This is a genomic window from Hydrogenophaga sp. L310 (assembly GCF_055703065.1).
In genome coordinates this window covers 399,752-416,711 of record NZ_JBVPZA010000001.1, presented here as the reverse complement: position 1 = coordinate 416,711, position 16,960 = coordinate 399,752, and the positions used below count along the sequence as shown (strand labels likewise).

The following is a 16,960-nucleotide window of genomic DNA, read 5'->3' as shown; positions in this document are numbered from 1 at the left end:
CCCCTGGGGGAAAGACGCGCCGCAAGGCGCGGCGCAGGAGGGCTTAGATCTTGCCCACGAGTTCCAGCGAAGGAGCGATCGTCTTGGCGCCTTCGTTCCACTTGGCCGGGCACACCTGGCCGGGGTTGGCGGCGGTGTACTGGGCGGCCTTGAGCTTGCGCAGGGTTTCCTTGACGTCGCGGGCGATTTCGTTGGAGTGGATCTCGGCGGTCTTGATGATGCCGTCGGGATTGATCACGAACGTGCCGCGCAGGGCCAGGCCTTCTTCGGGGATGTGCACGCCGAACGCGTTGGTCAGGGTGTGGGTCGGGTCGCCGACCAGGGGGAACTGGGCCTTGCCCACGGCGGGGCTGGTCTCGTGCCACACCTTGTGCGAGAAGTGCGTGTCGGTCGTGACGATGTAGACCTCGGCGCCGGCCTTCTGGAACTCGGCGTAGTTGTCGGCGGCGTCTTCCACTTCGGTCGGGCAGTTGAAGGTGAAAGCGGCCGGCATGAAGATCAGCACGGACCACTTGCCCTTCAGGCTTTCGTCGGAGACTTCGATGAACTTGCCGTTGTGGAAGGCCTGGGTCTTGAAGGGCTGGACTTGGGTGTTGATCAGGGACATGGTATTTCCTAGGTTGGAGTTGAAAGAAACGGTGATCAGGACGCGACGGGTATCGCGATGGGTTGAATCATAGACGACAACTATCACGAAGTCGCATTGATAGTTTACATTGGATCGATAGCTTTTGTTGCGCAGCAGCATGACCGCGTGGCCCGCGCACCCACAGGCGATTCCGACCGGGCAACTCCACCCCATGTTGGGCCGGTGCTACAAAAATCGGGTTAGGGTGGCCATCCTGATCAACTTTATTGCGAATCGTTCGTGTTTGCAATAACATTGTGTTTCCAGCCAGCCACAGCGCAGTGCGTTGAAGCCAGCCGACAACCCGTTCGACCGATGCTTCCATGTCCCAACGCAAAAAATCCCTGCGCAGCGTTCAGCGCGCCCTGCCCCGTTCCTCCACCTTTGCAACCACCGGCGTGATGCTCCCGCTGGGTGCCATGCTGCTGGCCGGCTCCCTGAACGCCATGGCCCAGACTGCGCCAGCTGGCGCAGAAAAGACCTTGCCCACCGTGGTGGTGCGCGAACAGGCCGAAGCACCGGAAGGCAAAGACGCGCTGCGCGCCACCGAGACCCGCATCGGCAAAGGCCAGCAGCGGCTGCGTGACATCCCCCAGTCGGTCACCGTGGTCACCGAAAAACTGATCGACGACCGCAACCTGGACACCGTCAAGGAAGCCCTGAAGAACACCGCCGGCATCACCTTCCTGGCGGCCGAAGGCGGCGAAGAAGACATCCGCCTGCGCGGTTTCGCCCTGCAAGCCACCGGCGACCTGTTCATCGACGGCATGCGCGACCCGGCGATCTACGACCGCGACACCTTCAACCTCGACCGCATGGAAGTGCTGCGTGGCTCGGCCTCGATGATGTTTGGCCGTGGCTCCACCGGAGGCGCCGTCAACCAGGTCAGCAAGAACCCGCGCCTGATCGACGAGCACCAGGTCGATCTCACGCTGGGCAACCACCAATACGTGCGCGCCACCGGCGACTTCAACATCCAGACCGGCGAAAGTGCCGCGCTGCGCATCAACGCCATGGCCACCAAGGCCGACAACAACGGCAGCGGCGCCAGCCTCGACAAACGCGGCGCCGCGCTGGCCTGGCGCAACGGCATCGGTGAGCGCAACGAATTCCAGGTCAACCTGTACCACCTGGACAACAACAACGGCATCAACTACGGCATGCCGTTCATCGCGCCCACCGCAGGCTCCAGCGACCGCGTGTTGTTGCCGCTGGATGCCGACACCTACTACGGCGCGGCCAGCGACTACAACGACAGCAGCGCCACCATCGTCGGCGCCTCGCACACCCACCGCTTCAGCCGCGACAGTGAACTCAGGACCCAGATTCGTGTGGGCCAGTTCGAGCGCGACCAGCGCTCCGGCGCCATCCGCCTGTGCAGCCGTGGTGTGAACCAGCAGACCGGCGCCGTGACCAACCCGCAGTGCCCCAGCGCCAACTCGCTGGTGAACTTCGGTCCCAACACGGTTCTGACGCGTGGCAACCACCTGAAAATCCAGGACATGGACACGGCCCAGTTCCAGAGCGACTACTCGGGCAAATTCGAAGCACTGGGTGTCCAGCACGACCTGCTGGCCGGCGTGGACTTCTCTCGCGAAGAACGCACCGTCTACGCTGCGCGCTCCCGCGCCCAGGGTGGCGTTGACATCACCAAGCCCGCCACCCGCGTCGGAACGCCCAACGACGGCGCCTGGGTGGACGAATCTTCCCGTGTGCTGCGCGTGAACAACCAGTACACCGCGCAGGGCTGGGGCGCCTATGTGCAGGACACCGTTCAAGTGGCACCGGCCTGGAAAGTGGTGGCCGGCCTGCGCTACGACAACCTGACGGGCGACTACGACAGCTTCAGCCTGCCGCAGAACGCCGCCGGCCCGGCGAGCACCGAGCGCTACCGCATGGAGGTCTCGGAATGGAGCCCGCGCGCCGGGGTGCTGTTCCAGCCCACGCCACAGCAGTCGTACCACTTCTCGGTTGGACAGTCCTTCAACACCTCGGGCGACGCCTATTCGCTGGGTGCCAGCAACGTGGACACCCCGCCGGAAAAAAGCCGCAACATCGAACTCGGCGCCAAGCTGGATTCGGCCGACAAGCGCTTCTCCACACGCCTGGCCGTGTTCCGCTCGACCAAGTACAACGAGCGCAACACCGATCCGGATCGCCCGGTCGTGACGCTGTCGGGTGAACGCCACGTGGCGGGATTCGAGGCCGACATCGTGGGTCGCCTGACCTCCAGGTGGGAAGTCTTTGGCTCCTACATGTGGTTGCCCGTGGCCAAGGTGGATCGGGCGGCGCCCTGCCCGACCACCGGCCAGTGTTCACAAGGTGACGCTGGCGAGCGCCCGGGCGACCGCCCTTCGCTCACCCCCGAGCACAGCGGAACGGTGTGGACCACCTACCAGTTCACGCCCAAGCTGCGCCTCGGTGCCGGCCTGAACTTCCGTGGCAAACAGTCGCCGACCCGTGTCGCCTGGACGGTGCCGTCCTACATTACCGCCGACCTGATGGTCGAATACAGGTTCGACTTCGACCGCCTGACGCTCAAGGCCAACCTGTCCAACATCGCCGACAAGCTCTACGCCGACCAGCTCTACCCCGCGCACTACATCCCGGGTGCAGGGCGCACGCTGCAGGTGACCGCCAGCCTGAAGTTCTGAGCGAACGGATTCGCTTGACTGCCATCGGGCCGTCCTCGCGGAGAAGCGGGGACGGCCTTTTCCATTGATGAAACCATCCAACGACGGAAGCCCACGATGCTGCTCACTCTGCCCGACATCCTGTCACCCGAAGACCTGACCTTGGCGCGCCGGCTGCTCGCAGATGCGCCCTGGACCGACGGTCGGGACAGCGCCGGTCCGCAGGCGCGCACCGTCAAGAACAACCAGCAGTTGCCGCACGACAGCGAAGCCGCACAAAGCATCCGGACGATGGTGCTCAACGGCCTCAACCGTTCACCTCTCTTTTTCAGCGCCGCATTGCCACTGCGCATCTTCACACCCCGCGTCAACCGCTACGGCGGCGAAGCCAACACCTACGGCAACCACATCGACAACGCGATCCGGCTCAAGGTCAACGAAACCGGACAGACCGAATACGTGCGCACCGATGTCTCGTGCACCGTGTTCCTGAATCACCCGGAAGAGTACGACGGCGGCGAACTCACCGTGAGCGACACCTACGGCACACGCGGCGTGAAGCTGCCCGCCGGCCACGCCGTGCTCTACCCCGGTACCAGCCTGCACCAGGTGACCCCCGTCACGCGCGGACACCGGCTCGCCTGTTTCCTCTGGGTGCAGAGCATGGTGCGCAGCGACGAACAGCGCCGCCTGCTCTACGAACTCGACATGAACATCCTCGCCCTGCGCCAGCAGCACGGCGAAACGCCCGAGGCCACGGCCCTGACCGGCACGTACCACAACCTGCTGCGCATGTGGGCACAGACATGAGTGAATTGCCAGATGGGTTGGTCAACCTCGCCGACCACGAAGCCCATGCCGCATCCGTGCTCGATGCGAATGCGCAGGCCTATTTCAACGGTGGCGCGGCCGACGAGATCACCCTGCGCGAGAACGTGCTGGCCTGGCAGCGCATCCCGCTGTGGCCACGCGTGTTGCGGCCCCTGGCCGGCGGGCACACGCGGGTGACACTGCTCGGCCGCACCCTGGCCCATCCGGTCCTGGTCGCCCCCATGGCCTACCAGCGTCTGGCGCACCCGCACGGTGAACTGGCCACGGCGCTGGGCGCGGCCGTGCTGGGCGCGGGTATCGTGCTCAGCACCCAGGCCAGCACGCCCCTGGAAGAAGTGGCCCAGGTGGTGCTGGGCGAAGCCGATCGTGGCCCGCTGTGGTTCCAGCTCTACCTGCAAGCCGACCGGGGCTTCACGCGGGACCTCGTTCGACGCGCCGAGGCGGCGGGCTATGAAGCCCTGGTGCTCACGGTCGATGCGCCGGTACACGGGGCGCGGGACCGCGAACGCCGCGCCGGCTTCACGCTGCCGCCGGGCATCTCGGCCGTCAACCTGCAAGGCCTGCAGGCGCCCGCGCCCGCAGTCTTGCGACCGGGCCAAAGCCCGCTCTTCGACGACCTGCTGACCCACGCCCCCACCTGGGACGATGTGATCTGGTTGCGCGAGCAGACCCGTCTGCCCGTCCTGCTCAAAGGCATCACCCATCCGGCCGATGCACAGCAGGCGCTGGCTTGCGGCGTGGCCGGCCTGATCGTCTCCAACCACGGTGGCCGCACGCTGGACACCCAGCCCGCCACCGCCACCCTGCTGCCCGCCATCGCACAGGCGGTCGGCGGTGCACTGCCGCTGCTGGTGGACGGCGGCATCCGGCGCGGCACCGACGTGCTCAAGGCCATCGCGCTGGGCGCCACCGCGGTGCTGGTCGGCCGGCCGGCCATCCATGGGCTGGCCAACGCAGGCGCCACCGGCGTGGCCCACGTCATCCGCCTGCTGCGCGACGAACTGGAAATCGCCATGGCGCTGTGCGGTTGCCGGACCCTTGAAGAAGCCACCGCGGCGTTGGGGACCCGTCCGCCCGACTGACACCTGAACCCTCCACTTTCTTGGGTCTTTTTTCGACAATTATCGCGAATGCGATCAATTCGCATTTATACTGAAATCCTGTCTTCAACCGCAGACTGAAAGGAATCCACCATGACCACCAGTGTTCTCATACTGGGCGGCAGCTTTTTCCTGATTCTGGCTGCTGCATGGTGGGTTCTGCACCCCTGAATCCCCGAAGTGGCCCCTGCCAACCGAGCCTTCCGTCCGCCTACACTATGTCTTCCGCCAGCGCGAGCCTCGCGCTACCCCTTTCAGGAGCCCCGCAGGCTCCCATTCCGACACCCCGCATGGACCGCCGCCTGTTCATCGTGATCGCCGTGGTCGGCTTTCATGTACTGGGCCTGTGGGCCCTGCAAACCGGCCTGCTGCGCCGGGCGGTGGAGCTCGTGGTGCCGGTGCAGGTGATGGCCGAATTCATCGAACTGCCCCAACCCAAGGTGACGCCCACCCCGCCGCCACCGCAGCCCCGGCCCAAGCCGGTCCCCAAACAGGTCATCCCGCCCAAACCGGTACCCAGGCAGGTGCCGCAACCGGCGGCCATTGCCGACCCGACCCCTTCTCCCACCGTCGCGACAGGCATCACAGAACCCCAGCCACCCGCGCCGCCGCTGCTGACACCCGTGGTGGTTGCCGAGCCCACGCCACCAGCGCCGCCCAGGATCGAACTGCCCTCCAGCAGCGCCGACTACATCAACAACGCGCCACCGCCCTACCCGCCACTGTCCAAGCGGCTCGGAGAACAAGGCAAGGTGGTCGTGCGCGCCCTCATCGAGGTCAATGGCTCGGCGAGCAAGGCGGAAATCAGGACTTCCAGCGGCTACGAGCGCCTCGACCAGACTGCCTTGCAGACGGTGCTGAAGTGGCGCTACGTACCCGGCAAACGCGCAGGCGTTCCAGAAGCGATGTGGTTCAACATCCCCATCAACTTCGTCCTCGAATAAAGCGCCACGCGCACCTTCACCGAATCCGATCTCACTGGAGTTTTCTCACCCATGGAACCGCAAAACGTCTCATCCGGCCTGGCCCACGTCTGGATCCAGGGCGACGCCGTCACCCGCACCGTCGCCATCGTCCTGCTCGTCATGTCACTCGCCACCTGGATCATCATCCTGTGGAAATACCTCGACCAGCGCGCCCAGCGCCAGCAGGCCAGGGCCTGCGAAGGGTTCTGGCACAGCGCCGACTTTGCCGAAGGCCTGGACAAGCTCGGTGCGCAGGACGGCAACCCCTTCCGCGCGCTGGCCAATGAAGGCCGCGAAGCGGCGCGCCACGTGCTGCACAAGGACGGCCGGCCCGGCCCGCAACTGCACGACACGCTCGATGTGAGCGACTGGGTGGAACGCTGCCTGCGCCGCAGCCTGGACGACGCCACCGCACGCGCCCAGAGCGGCCTCACCGTGCTCGCCTCCATCGCATCGACCGCGCCCTTCGTGGGCCTGTTCGGCACCGTCTGGGGCATCTACCACGCGCTGCTCGGCATCGGTGCGGCCGGCCAGGTCAGCATCGACCAGGTGGCCGGCCCGATCGGCGAAGCGCTGATCATGACCGCCATGGGCCTGCTGGTCGCGATCCCCGCCGTGCTGGGCTACAACGTCCTGGTGCGCGGCAACAAGGGCATCAACCACCAGCTCAACCGCTTTGCCCACGACCTGCACGCCTACTTCGTCACCGGTGCCCGCGTGACGGCCGGTGGCGACGGCAAGGTCCTGCCCATGAAAAAAGCCTGACCGCCTGAGGACAACACCATGGCCATCGGAACCCAGGACGACAGCGACGAGATGCTCGCCGAGATCAACATGATCCCGTTCATCGACGTCATGCTGGTGCTGCTCATCATCTTCATCATCACCGTGCCGGTGATCAAACACGCGGTCAACATCGACCTGCCGCGCGCCAGCAATGAGAAGGTGCTCGACAAGCCGGAAAACATCCGCCTGTCGGTGGACGCCGATGGCGCCTATTTCTGGAACGAGACCCCGGTAAAGGACGCCGACTTCGAGCAGCGCCTCGCCAGCGCCGCGGCCCAGGAGCCCCAACCCGAACTGCATATCCGCGGCGACAAGGCGGTGCGCTACGAGCGTGTGGCCCTGGCCATGGCGGCTGCGCAGCGCGCGGGTGTGCGCAAGATCGGCTTCATCACCGAGCCGGTGGCGCCTTGAACCCCGCCGACCAGAAGGAACGCCCGATGATCAACCCGCCACCGAACGACCCCGTGTCCGGGTCGGGCCAGCCAGCATCCACTGAAGCACCGCCTGTTGCTGAAGACTCACGGCCGGTGCTGCTCACCAGCCACGATGTGCTGCGAGGCCAGAAGTCGGTGGCCATCACCCACAACGGCGCGCTTTACCGCTTGCAGACCACCCGCCAGGGCAAGCTCATCCTGACCAAATAAGGATCAGATCATTTTCATCGTGGGGCGACCCGGGGAAATACCATCTCCCCGAGCGTCGTTTTTGGCCAGCCAGGGGATCTCAGTCCCGGTAGCCAGTCATTTTTTCCGAGCTTTACAACCCGATGGCCGCGATGCCCGCGCGCGCGATCTGTGCGTCTTCGCTCGACTTCACACCGCTCACACCAACCGCGCCAATGCACTGGCCGTCTTTCATGATCGGCAAGCCCCCTTCAAGCATGCCCGCAATGGCGGGCGCGCTCAGGAACGACACCCGCCCCTGGTTGATCACATCCTCATACACCTTGCTTTCGCGACGACCCAGCGCTGCGGTATGGGCCTTGGCGGGTGCAATGTGCGAAGAGATGGCCGGTGCGCCATCCAGGCGCTGCAGCCAGAGCAGGTGGCCGCCATCGTCCACGATGGCGAACGTGACCGCCCAGCTGTTTTGCAGGGCTTCGGCCTCGGCCGCTGCGGCGATGAGCTTGACGTCGGCGAGTTCGAGCACGGCTTTGTTTTTCATGAACTTATTCCTTCTAAGGGGTATCTGACTGGGGTTCGCGAGCCGGCTTCACCGCCCAGGCTCTGGACTTGGGACGATACCGCACTACGGGCCCTGCGCAGGTCACAACTGCCCTGACCAGAATGCGGTTTTTGCCGGGTCGCACAGCGGACAAGGCCGCGCCCTACAATGCGGCTTCACCAGCGATCGGCCCCCCGGACCGGATGCTGTCAGACCACTGCGTCAGATGATGAAGGAGCTCACCACCATGACCGACCACGTACAACCCACCAGCGGCCGCTTCGGCACCGCCGTATCCACTTCCGCGCAGCGCAACAAGGTGATGCGCAACACCTACTGGCTGCTCGCGCTGTCCATGCTGCCCACGGTGCTCGGCGCCTGGATCGGCGTGGCCACCGGCATCACCGCCAGCCTGACGGGCGGCCTGGGTCTGATCGTTTTCCTGGGCGGCGCCTTCGGCTTCATGTTCGCCATCGAGAAGACCAAAAACACGGCCGCCGGCGTGCCGGTGCTGCTGGCCTTCACCTTCTTCATGGGTCTGATGCTCTCGCGACTGCTGGCCGGGGTGCTGGGCTTCAGCAACGGCGCCAGCCTGATCATGACCGCGTTCGGCGGCACCGCTGGCGTGTTCTTCGTCATGGCCAACGTCTCGACCGTGATCAAGCGCGACCTTTCCGGCATGGGCAAGTGGCTCTTCGTCGGTGCCCTGGCCATCATGGTCGGCGCGATCATCAACGTGTTCGTCGGCAGCACCGCCGGCATGGCCGCCATCGCCACTCTGGCCATCATCGTGTTCAGCCTTTACCTGCTGTACGACCTCAAGCGCATCGTGGACGGCGGCGAAACCAACTACATCAGCGCCACCCTGGGCCTGTACCTCAGCCTGTTCAACATCTTCCAGAGCCTGCTGGCCCTGCTGGGCATCTTCGGCGGCGAACGCGACTGATCACAGTCGCCTCCGCAGTGAAAAAAGGACCTTCGGGTCCTTTTTTCTTTGTCGGTTCGAAGGCCTCCATCCAGCGCCCGGGTATGCAAACCATTCAAGTTGGCGAGTCAGCCGCCGAAAGAAAGGTCATACCCGGATACAGCACCGTGCGACACACCACCCGCCCCTTCTGCCTGATCGCCGCAGCCAGCCAGGAGGACATGGACCAGTACATGCGCGAAAACGAGCCAGTCCTGATCGACGCGATCAGGCAGCGTCAGCCACGCGCTCGGCGTCCAGCTCGAACACCGCCATGCTCTCCACGTGCGCGGTGTGCGGGAACATGTTCACCACACCCGCCGCCACACAGCGGTAGCCCGCCTGGTGCACCAGCAGGCCAGCATCCCGCGCCAGCGTGGCCGGGTTGCAGCTCACGTAGACGATGCGCTTGGGCGGTGTCCAGCCACCGCGCAGTTCGGGCTGCAGGTGCAGGTCGGCCAGCGTCTTGGCCAGCGCAAACGCGCCCTCGCGTGGCGGGTCCACCAGCCACTTGTCCGCCTGCCCATCGCCCACCAGTTGCGAAGGTGTCATCTCGAACAGGTTGCGTGCCACAAACGCCGTGGGCGCCAGTGGCTCTGATCGCCCGGCCTGGTTGCCCGCCAGGTTGTCGCGCGAGCGGGCCACGAGTGCCTCGCTGCCTTCGATGCCCAGCACCTCGCCCGCCTGCGTCGCGATCGGCAAGGTGAAATTGCCGAGGCCACAGAACCAGTCGATCACGCGCTCGTGCTTCTGCGCATCGAGCAGGCGCAAGGCGCGCGAAACCAGCACGCGGTTGATGTGCGGGTTGACCTGGGTGAAATCGGTGGGTTTGAACGGCATCGTGATGCCGAAATCGGGCAGCGCATACTGCAGCTGCAGACCCCCTTCGTCGAGCAGCTTCACCGTGTCCGGCCCTTTCGACTGCAACCACCATTGCACGCCGTGCTGGGCAGCAAAGGCCCGCAGACGGGTGACGTCGTCGTCCGACAGCGGTTCCAGATGGCGCAGCACCAGGGCGGTCACGTCGTCGCCACAGGCCAGTTCGATCTGCGGGCAGGTTTCGCGCGCGTCCATGCCGAAGATCAGCCCGCGCAGCGGCATCAGCATCGCGCTCACATGCGGCGGCAGCACGTGACAGACCTGCATGTCGGCCACGTAGCGGCTCTTGCGCTCGTGAAAACCGATCAGCACTTCGCCTTTCTTGTGCACGAAGCGCACCGAGAGGCGTGCGCGGTAGCGATAGCCCCAGGCCGGCCCTTCGATGGGGCGCAGCATCATTTCAGCTCTGACCTTGCCGAGGTGCCAGAGATTGTCTTCCAGCACGCGCTGCTTGACAGCCACCTGAGCGGTCTCGTGCAGGTGCTGCATCTTGCAGCCACCACAGGCACCGGCGTGCAGGCCAAAGTGCGGGCAGCCCGGGCGAACCCGCTGCGATGATTCGTGGTGGATCGCCGTGACGACGCCCGCCTCCCAGTTGTTTTTCTTGCGATGGACGTTGGTGCTGACGACTTCAAAGGGCAAGGCGCCTTCGATGAAGACGACCTTGCCATCCGGACGGCGGGCGATGCCCTGGGCATCGATGTCGAGGGATTCCACCGCCAGCCAGCCATCAGGCAAAGTGGTTTCGGGAGCGGCGGGCGCGTCGTCGCGCGCGGTGGTGAGCAGGCTGTTTTCGTGGGCGAGGGGTGAGGTCATTTCCCGATTGTCTCAGGACGGGCTACACCCACGCCCGCAGGTACTCGTCCCAATGGCTCTCGGTGGGCGCCAGCTGGCCCAGAACCTCTTTCACGTAGCCAATTTCCTGTTCGTACTCGGCCTCGGTCAGGCCGCCGCGCATCTTCTGGAAACGGCAATACACCAGGTAGGTGTTCATCACGTCGGTCTCGCAGTAACGGCGGATGTCGTCAGTCTGCCCGTCCAAGTATTGCGCGTACACCTGCGAGCCGTCCATGCCCAGCTTGCCCGGGAAGCCACACAGCTTCGCCATCGCGTCCAGCGGCGCATTGTTCTTCGGGCTGTACATCGCCAGCAGGTCCATCAGGTCCAGATGGCGCATGTGGTAGCGGCTGATGTAGTTGTTCCACTTGTACTCGCGGTCGTCTTCGCCCATGTCCCAGTACTTGCTGGCCTCAACGCCGTGGCGCAGGCCACGGTAGTGCAGCACTGGCAGGTCAAAGCCGCTGCCGTTCCAGCTCACCAGCTGGGGCTGGTGCTTTTCGATGCTGTTGAAGAAGGTCTGCACCACCTTGCCTTCGCTCGCGCCATCGCGATCGACGAAGGAATGGATGCGCAAGCCCTCGGCGTTGCGAAACACCACGCTGATGACCAGGATGCGCTGCAGGTGCAAAGGCATGAAATCGCTTTGCCCTTTTTCCTTGCGCTCCGCCAGCCAGGCGGCGTAGACCTGCTCGTCGCTGGCCTCGGTGGATTGGCCTCGCAAGGCCCGAAGGCCCGCGATGTCCGGGATGGATTCGATGTCGAAAACGAGGACAGGCCAGACCATGGATTGTGTGTGAAGGATTGAGCGTTCAGCGAAGCGCCAATGGCGCGCGGATTTGCATCACAGCACACACCGGAGATCCAGCTTCGCCGGGCCCAGGATGTGGTTCCCCAGGGGGAACGCCGCCGCGAAGCGGCGCAGGGGAGTTACCTCTTCGGCAGGTGGATGAGCGGATCGACAGGCTTGCCCTGGCGACGCACCTCGAAGTGCAGTTTCACGCGATCGGCATCGCTGCTGCCCATCTCGGCGATCTTCTGCCCCTGGCGAACCGCCTGGTCTTCGCGCACCAGCAAGGCCTGGTTGTGGGCGTAGGCCGTGAGGTAGGTGTTGTTGTGTTTGAGGATGATCAGGTTGCCGTAGCCGCGCAGGCCGGCCCCGGCGTAGACCACCCGGCCATCGGCCGCCGCCACGATCGGATCGCCCACGCGCCCGGAGATCGCCACGCCTTTGTTCTTGGCCTCGTCAAACGGCGCAATCACCGAACCCTGTGCAGGCCAGACAAATTGCAGTTCCTCGGACGACGCAACCGGCGTCTCCGCTGCGGGAGCGGGCTGCGGCGTGACTGCCGGCGCCGGTACGTTCCCGGCGGTCAGGGGGCGCGCCACCACACCGGGCGCCGCGACGGGAGCCGCGGTCACAGCGGTGGGCGCCGCAGACGTGGTTTGCGCGCCGGGCACAACCGCCGCAGGCGGTGCCACACGCAGGACCTGGCCCACTTCAATCAGGTTCGGATTGGCCAGGTTGTTCCATGCCTGCACATCGCGCCAGGCCTGTCCGCTCTCCAGCGCAATGCGGTACAGGGTGTCACCCGGGCGCACCGTGAAATAACCGGGTTTTCCCGCATTCTCGGCACCCGGCAAGGGTTTGACTTCGGTGGCGCCGGCCCCCGAGCGGTCTTCCACCGGCGCGGGCTGCGTGACACGCCGGGTCGAACAACCCGCCGTCACCAGCAGGGTGGTTGCTGCAGCCACCATCAGCACGCTGCGCCACGACGCTCGACGCGCGGGCACGCCCCTCGGTGCCAACGGGTCGAATTCCACTCTGTTCATCTTGACTCCCACCTGGTTGCAGCCCCGGCGATGTTCCGAGGGTTGCCTGAAAAAATCCCAAACCCCTACCCGAAGGCGGATCTCATGCGACCCCTGATTTTAGAGGCACGAACAGCACCGGCTCCAGCACCGTTTTCTTCACGCCATGGGCGGTTTTGTCGATGACCACCAGGTGCTGCTGACCCGCTCCGGTCACGGCCGGTGCCACGAGACGCCCACCCACCGCCAGCTGATCTATCCAGGCCTGCGGAATGGCCTCACCACCGGCTGCCGCGATGATGGCGGCATAGGGGGCGCCCTGCGCAAAACCCAGCATCCCGTCACCAAACAGCAGGTGCAGATTGGTCAAACGCAAACCCCGCACATTCTCGCGCGCTTTTTCGTGCAAGCCGCGCAGGCGCTCGATGCTGTAGACCTCACGCGATACCTGGCTCAAGACCGCGGCCTGATAGCCACATCCGGTCCCGATTTCAAGAACCCGGCCGAGCTTTTCGGTCCGTCCCTCGCACAAGAGTTCCATCATCCGGGCCACCACATTGGGTTTGGATATGGTTTGACCCAAACCTATGGGGAGACTGGTGTCTTCATACGCCTGGTTGACGAGGGCTGTGTCAACAAACCGGTGTCGCTCCACCAGCCCCATCGCCGCCAGCACCGCCGGATGGCTCACACCCTGTGCCTGCAGCTTGCGGATCATGGCCGCACGCACCGCGCGCGAGTCCATGCCCACACCCTGCGTCGTCGGCAGTGGCCGCGCGGCCACTGCCGGCTTCGCGGCGGAGGGGGCTGCGGTGGAGGTTTTGCGGGCTGGTGCTCCCTGAACAGGTGCTGACAGCTGAATGGGGAAACCCGGCCGCGGTCGGGCCTGTGTCGTCGCACCCTGCGCGCTGGGGCCAGGCATGGGCGGCTTCTTCATGTTGCCGCGCTGCCCGAGCCGTGCTGCCCGGCTGTGCCTGCGGGCGAGGCAGCCGCAGAAGCACCCGAGAGTTGCGCCGCGGTGGGCACCCAGTACGGCAGGCGTTCGTGGTCCGTCAGGTCCACCTGCAGAGGCGTGATGGTCGCGTAACCCTGTGCCGTGGCATGGAAGTCGGTGCCTTCGGCATCGTCCTTGGCCGCTCCGGCGCCACCGATCCAGTACATGGTGTCGCCACGCGGATTGGTCTGGGCGATCACCTGCTCGGCCGCATGGCGCCGCCCCAGCCGGGCCACCTTGAATCCCGGTATCTCGTTCGCGGGCCGGTTGGGGATGTTCACATTGAGCAGCCAGGGCGCATGGCGTTGCGGGGCTACGTCCAGCGACGGCAGCAGTTGCGCCACCAGTTCTGCCGCCTTCTGCGCCGCCGTGTCCAGATGCCCCCAGCCCTTTTCCGTCTGGGAAAAAGCAATGGCCGGAATGCCGAACAGATAGCCCTCCATCGCCGCGCCCACGGTGCCCGAGTAGATGGTGTCGTCACCCATGTTGGCGCCGTTGTTGATGCCCGAGACCACCAGGTCGGGCCGGTAGCCCAGCAGCCCGGTCAGCGCGATGTGCACACAGTCAGCCGGCGTGCCGTTGATGTAGCGAAAACCGTTGTGCGCGGTGTGCACATACAAGGGCGAATGCAGTGTCAACGCATTCGATTTGGCGCTGTTGTTGTGCTCCGGCGCCACCACCTCCACATCGGCCAGCCCCTTGAGCGCCTCGTACAACGCCACGATGCCGGGCGCCTGGTAACCGTCGTCGTTGGAGATGAGAATCTTCATGGACTTGATTCTAGGTGGATTGCCTCTCGCAACCGGGCACAACCATCGACATACACCCCCGGTCACCCCAGCGACAGAAAGCGGGCATACCCGCTGTGCCCAGGTGGGGCCTGTGCCTATCATCGGCCGCTTGCCCCAGTTCAACGAGGAGAAACCATGCAAGCCTGGCTGTGCGAAAACCCTGTGGGCGTTGATGCCCTCACATGGAAAGAACTGCCCACCCCCGAGCCCAAAGCGGGTGAGGTGCTGATCGAAATCCAGGCCGCCAGCCTGAACTTCCCCGATCTGCTGATCGTGCAGAACAAGTACCAGATGAAACCCGCCCTGCCCTTCGTGCCCGGCTCCGAATACGCGGGCGTGGTGCGCGCGGTGGGCGAGGACGTGAAACACCTGCAGGTCGGCCAGAGCGTGGCCTGCCTGAGCGGCACCGGCGGGTTCGGCACCCACACCCTGGCGCCCGCGGCGCTGTGCATGCCCCTGCCGCCCGGCTTCCCGCCGGTCGACGCGGCCGCCTTCATCATGATCTACGCCACCTCGTGGCACGCACTGATGGACCGCGCTGCGCTCAAGGCGGGTGAAACCGTGCTGATCCTGGGTGCGGCCGGGGGCGTGGGCACGGCGGCGATCCAGATCGCCAAGGCCGCCGGTGCGCGCGTGATCGCCGCCGCATCCACCGACGACAAATGCGCGCTCTGCCGCCAGATGGGTGCCGACGCCACCATCAACTACAGCGTGCACACGCCCCAGGTGGGCCTGCGCGACGAGATCAAGCGCCTCACCGACGGCAAGGGCCCCGACGTGATCTACGACCCGGTGGGCGGCGACTTCGCCGAGCCCGCGTTCCGTTCCATCGCCTGGCGTGGGCGCTACCTGGTGGTGGGCTTTGCCAGCGGCCCCATCCCCAGCCTGCCGCTGAACCTGACCCTGCTCAAGGGCGCGAGCATCGTCGGCGTGTTCTGGGGCGACTTCGCGCGGCGCGAGCCGCAAGCCAACGCCCAGATGATGCGGACCTTGGCGGACATGTACGCCAAAGGCCAGGTCAAGCCCATGATTGACCAGACCCTGCCCATGAATGAATTGCCCAAGGCCTACGCCATCATGGGTTCGCGTTCGGTCAAAGGCAAACTGGTGCTGGTGAACTGAAAGCGCCCGGAAACGAAAAAAGTCAGCCGGTCCAAGCCGCTTGAGCTGGCGGCTCTCTCTACCTCCAGTTGATGCCAGCGGAGCAACTCGGAAGGCCTCACCCCCGGCTGTGCTGGGGTTTCACGAACCTGGTGCTTTTTTCCTGCCTGAAGGCTCAGTTCGCAGAAAAACAATAAAACAGCCCTGCCCCACCGGTGGCCTTGAGAGCGTCCATCCCGCAACCCCGCGTGCCGTGCGACGCGTTCCACGACTTGGCGGGCGCAGAATCATCCAGGCCCATGCGGTCGTGGTGGCCGACGGCGGCGGAACCAGCGCCGCTCTGGGTCCAGTTGCCGCAGGTCGTGTCGCCCGACGCCATGGCCACACGCCCGTCCGGTGCCGATCCGGTCAGGATGTCGTGCATGTTGACCGGATCGCCCCGGCCACTGACAACCTCACCTTTCTCGGTCAGCGCCGTCTCCTTGTTCAGCATGTTGGAGCCATGCAGCTCGTCCACGCTGGCGGCCACCAGCACCCCCTTGGCGTTGTGCCAGGGTCCACGGCCGATGCGGTCGCGTGCGTTCACAGCGGGCGTTGAACCACTCGCTGTTGTACTGAGATAAGCACGCCAGTTTTTTCCGCCCGCATTGACCGCGGCGGCGAGCTTCTCGCAATACGCATCGGCACCCGCCAGTCCACCGAGGTCTGCACCCTGACCCGGATTGGCGCTGGTCAGGAAGAAACTCATCGCGTTTTGCGATACCGCGGGCGTTGACAAGCTCACACCCAAAACAGCAATGGGCAAGAGCAAAAAGACACGTTGGATCCGAAGTGGCATGACAGTCTCCTTTTGTGATGTCGCGCACAACTCGACGCGAGGCACAACATACTCCGACCTTTCGGTCAGTTCAAGAAACCATACGGTTCGTCGGTACACTACAAAATGGAGGGCTTTTTGTATAAGAGGCAATGGCAGAACCCGATGCCACAACGGGCGCTCAGGAAGCCCTTCCGATTGCACCAGGCCGACCGCAAAGCATGCGTACACCGCGATTCAGCGACCCACACCCGACAAGAAATTTCATGCCCCTTCTGCTCAAGACATCGTTCTGGGTCAGCGCAATGGCTGTGGTCGTGCTGTCCCTTTTACCGGTGGCCTACCTGCCACCCCAAAGCTTTGACATATGGGACAAGACCCAACACGCCGCAGGCTTCCTGGCCCTCGCGCTGCTGGGACTGGCAGCGTACCCGGCCACCCCGGCCCTGCGCCTGAGCCTGTGGCTGCTCACACTGGGTGGTGCGATCGAACTTGCACAGTCGGCGACAGGTTGGCGACATGGTGATCTGCTGGACCTGGTGGCGGACGCAATAGGCATTGCGCTCGGTGGTGGCCTGGGCGGGTTGTCGCGCCGCCTGCTTGCTGCCGCACCCCGGCGTTCCCTGCGCCAGGGGTGATACCGGGATCAGCGGCATCC

General features: G+C 64.9%; 18 protein-coding genes. 10 read left to right on the top strand and 8 right to left on the bottom strand.

Annotation, left to right across the window (positions count from 1 at the left end):
• Positions 1–43: 43 nt before the first annotated feature.
• Positions 44–607 carry an alkyl hydroperoxide reductase subunit C gene (gene ahpC / locus AC0GNO_RS02020; protein ID WP_177139734.1) on the bottom strand — a complete coding sequence of 188 codons (564 nt, stop codon included), beginning with the start codon at positions 605–607 and terminating at the stop codon, positions 44–46.
• Positions 608–1,029: 422 nt separating this feature from the next.
• Here ahpC and AC0GNO_RS02015 point away from each other — a divergent pair, with 422 nt between their 5' ends.
• The 7 genes from AC0GNO_RS02015 to hemP all read left to right on the top strand — a co-directional run bounded on the left by AC0GNO_RS02015 (position 1,030) and on the right by hemP (position 7,587).
• The gene (locus AC0GNO_RS02015) at positions 1,030–3,282 is read left to right on the top strand and encodes a TonB-dependent receptor (protein ID WP_472902985.1); all 2,253 of its coding nucleotides are present in this window, start codon (positions 1,030–1,032) and stop codon (positions 3,280–3,282) included.
• A gap of 96 nt (positions 3,283–3,378) precedes the next feature.
• On the top strand, positions 3,379–4,071 hold the full coding sequence (locus AC0GNO_RS02010) for a Fe2+-dependent dioxygenase (RefSeq protein WP_472902756.1): 693 nt from the start codon (positions 3,379–3,381) through the stop codon (positions 4,069–4,071).
• Complete coding sequence (locus AC0GNO_RS02005; RefSeq protein WP_472902755.1) at positions 4,068–5,174, top strand: alpha-hydroxy acid oxidase; 1,107 nt, start codon at positions 4,068–4,070, stop codon at positions 5,172–5,174. Before AC0GNO_RS02010 ends, AC0GNO_RS02005 begins: the two co-directional genes overlap by 4 nt.
• Positions 5,175–5,482: 308 nt before the next feature.
• Positions 5,483–6,136 (top strand): energy transducer TonB, encoded by a 654-nt coding sequence (locus AC0GNO_RS02000; protein WP_472902754.1) that lies wholly within the window; start codon positions 5,483–5,485, stop codon positions 6,134–6,136.
• A 51-nt stretch (positions 6,137–6,187) separates the two neighbouring features.
• Positions 6,188–6,922 carry a MotA/TolQ/ExbB proton channel family protein gene (locus AC0GNO_RS01995; RefSeq protein ID WP_472887250.1) on the top strand — a complete coding sequence of 245 codons (735 nt, stop codon included), beginning with the start codon at positions 6,188–6,190 and terminating at the stop codon, positions 6,920–6,922.
• A gap of 18 nt (positions 6,923–6,940) precedes the next feature.
• Positions 6,941–7,354, top strand: coding sequence for an ExbD/TolR family protein (locus AC0GNO_RS01990; protein WP_177139726.1), 414 nt, complete (start codon positions 6,941–6,943; stop codon positions 7,352–7,354).
• Positions 7,351–7,587, top strand: a complete 237-nt coding sequence (gene hemP, locus AC0GNO_RS01985; protein ID WP_472902753.1) for a hemin uptake protein HemP — start codon at positions 7,351–7,353, stop codon at positions 7,585–7,587. The genes AC0GNO_RS01990 and hemP overlap by 4 nt, the downstream gene beginning before the upstream one ends.
• A gap of 112 nt (positions 7,588–7,699) precedes the next feature.
• Here the strand turns inward: hemP and AC0GNO_RS01980 are convergent, their stop codons facing one another.
• Positions 7,700–8,107 (bottom strand): GlcG/HbpS family heme-binding protein, encoded by a 408-nt coding sequence (locus AC0GNO_RS01980; protein ID WP_305359379.1) that lies wholly within the window; start codon positions 8,105–8,107, stop codon positions 7,700–7,702.
• 247 nt (positions 8,108–8,354) lie between these two features.
• Here AC0GNO_RS01980 and AC0GNO_RS01975 point away from each other — a divergent pair, with 247 nt between their 5' ends.
• On the top strand, positions 8,355–9,053 hold the full coding sequence (locus AC0GNO_RS01975; protein ID WP_472887253.1) for a Bax inhibitor-1/YccA family protein: 699 nt from the start codon (positions 8,355–8,357) through the stop codon (positions 9,051–9,053).
• A 246-nt stretch (positions 9,054–9,299) separates the two neighbouring features.
• On the opposite strand, the gene rlmD is transcribed toward AC0GNO_RS01975, so the two are convergent.
• From rlmD to surE, 5 genes are all read right to left on the bottom strand, one after another.
• On the bottom strand, positions 9,300–10,766 hold the full coding sequence (gene rlmD, locus AC0GNO_RS01970; protein WP_472902752.1) for a 23S rRNA (uracil(1939)-C(5))-methyltransferase RlmD: 1,467 nt from the start codon (positions 10,764–10,766) through the stop codon (positions 9,300–9,302).
• A gap of 22 nt (positions 10,767–10,788) precedes the next feature.
• Positions 10,789–11,574: a 3'-5' exonuclease gene (locus AC0GNO_RS01965; RefSeq protein ID WP_472902751.1), complete on the bottom strand. Its 786-nt coding sequence runs from the start codon at positions 11,572–11,574 to the stop codon at positions 10,789–10,791.
• Positions 11,575–11,717: 143 nt separating this feature from the next.
• On the bottom strand, positions 11,718–12,545 hold the full coding sequence (locus AC0GNO_RS01960) for a peptidoglycan DD-metalloendopeptidase family protein (RefSeq protein WP_472902984.1): 828 nt from the start codon (positions 12,543–12,545) through the stop codon (positions 11,718–11,720).
• A 157-nt stretch (positions 12,546–12,702) separates the two neighbouring features.
• Positions 12,703–13,536 carry a protein-L-isoaspartate(D-aspartate) O-methyltransferase gene (locus tag AC0GNO_RS01955; RefSeq protein ID WP_472887256.1) on the bottom strand — a complete coding sequence of 278 codons (834 nt, stop codon included), beginning with the start codon at positions 13,534–13,536 and terminating at the stop codon, positions 12,703–12,705.
• Positions 13,533–14,363: a 5'/3'-nucleotidase SurE gene (gene surE, locus AC0GNO_RS01950; protein ID WP_472887257.1), complete on the bottom strand. Its 831-nt coding sequence runs from the start codon at positions 14,361–14,363 to the stop codon at positions 13,533–13,535. The genes AC0GNO_RS01955 and surE overlap by 4 nt, the downstream gene beginning before the upstream one ends.
• Positions 14,364–14,519: 156 nt before the next feature.
• Between surE and AC0GNO_RS01945 the strand changes: the two genes are divergently transcribed.
• Positions 14,520–15,506, top strand: coding sequence for an NADPH:quinone oxidoreductase family protein (locus AC0GNO_RS01945; protein ID WP_472902750.1), 987 nt, complete (start codon positions 14,520–14,522; stop codon positions 15,504–15,506).
• A 154-nt stretch (positions 15,507–15,660) separates the two neighbouring features.
• Here the strand turns inward: AC0GNO_RS01945 and AC0GNO_RS01940 are convergent, their stop codons facing one another.
• Entirely contained in the window at positions 15,661–16,233 is a 573-nt protein-coding gene (locus AC0GNO_RS01940; RefSeq protein WP_472887376.1) for a hypothetical protein, read from the bottom strand.
• 335 nt (positions 16,234–16,568) lie between these two features.
• Here AC0GNO_RS01940 and AC0GNO_RS01935 point away from each other — a divergent pair, with 335 nt between their 5' ends.
• On the top strand, positions 16,569–16,940 hold the full coding sequence (locus AC0GNO_RS01935; protein ID WP_472887259.1) for a VanZ family protein: 372 nt from the start codon (positions 16,569–16,571) through the stop codon (positions 16,938–16,940).
• Positions 16,941–16,960: the final 20 nt, after the last annotated feature.

Excerpts from the sequence above, each read along its gene's own strand:
- AC0GNO_RS01990 (WP_177139726.1), top strand. The coding sequence starts at position 6,941 with ATGGCCATCGGAACCCAGGACGACAGCGACGAGATGCTCGCCGAGATC.
- AC0GNO_RS02015 (WP_472902985.1), top strand. The coding sequence starts at position 1,030 with ATGCTCCCGCTGGGTGCCATGCTGCTGGCCGGCTCCCTGAACGCCATG.
- rlmD (WP_472902752.1), bottom strand. The coding sequence starts at position 10,766 with ATGACCTCACCCCTCGCCCACGAAAACAGCCTGCTCACCACCGCGCGC.
- surE (WP_472887257.1), bottom strand. The coding sequence starts at position 14,363 with ATGAAGATTCTCATCTCCAACGACGACGGTTACCAGGCGCCCGGCATC.
- AC0GNO_RS01940 (WP_472887376.1), bottom strand. The coding sequence starts at position 16,233 with ATGAGTTTCTTCCTGACCAGCGCCAATCCGGGTCAGGGTGCAGACCTC.
- AC0GNO_RS01975 (WP_472887253.1), top strand. The coding sequence starts at position 8,355 with ATGACCGACCACGTACAACCCACCAGCGGCCGCTTCGGCACCGCCGTA.
- AC0GNO_RS01960 (WP_472902984.1), bottom strand. The coding sequence starts at position 12,545 with ATGGTGGCTGCAGCAACCACCCTGCTGGTGACGGCGGGTTGTTCGACC.
- AC0GNO_RS01935 (WP_472887259.1), top strand. The coding sequence starts at position 16,569 with ATGCCCCTTCTGCTCAAGACATCGTTCTGGGTCAGCGCAATGGCTGTG.
- AC0GNO_RS02005 (WP_472902755.1), top strand. The coding sequence starts at position 4,068 with ATGAGTGAATTGCCAGATGGGTTGGTCAACCTCGCCGACCACGAAGCC.
- AC0GNO_RS01955 (WP_472887256.1), bottom strand. The coding sequence starts at position 13,536 with ATGAAGAAGCCGCCCATGCCTGGCCCCAGCGCGCAGGGTGCGACGACA.
- AC0GNO_RS01995 (WP_472887250.1), top strand. The coding sequence starts at position 6,188 with ATGGAACCGCAAAACGTCTCATCCGGCCTGGCCCACGTCTGGATCCAG.
- AC0GNO_RS01965 (WP_472902751.1), bottom strand. The coding sequence starts at position 11,574 with ATGGTCTGGCCTGTCCTCGTTTTCGACATCGAATCCATCCCGGACATC.
- AC0GNO_RS02010 (WP_472902756.1), top strand. The coding sequence starts at position 3,379 with ATGCTGCTCACTCTGCCCGACATCCTGTCACCCGAAGACCTGACCTTG.
- AC0GNO_RS01945 (WP_472902750.1), top strand. The coding sequence starts at position 14,520 with ATGCAAGCCTGGCTGTGCGAAAACCCTGTGGGCGTTGATGCCCTCACA.
- ahpC (WP_177139734.1), bottom strand. The coding sequence starts at position 607 with ATGTCCCTGATCAACACCCAAGTCCAGCCCTTCAAGACCCAGGCCTTC.
- AC0GNO_RS01980 (WP_305359379.1), bottom strand. The coding sequence starts at position 8,107 with ATGAAAAACAAAGCCGTGCTCGAACTCGCCGACGTCAAGCTCATCGCC.
- AC0GNO_RS02000 (WP_472902754.1), top strand. The coding sequence starts at position 5,483 with ATGGACCGCCGCCTGTTCATCGTGATCGCCGTGGTCGGCTTTCATGTA.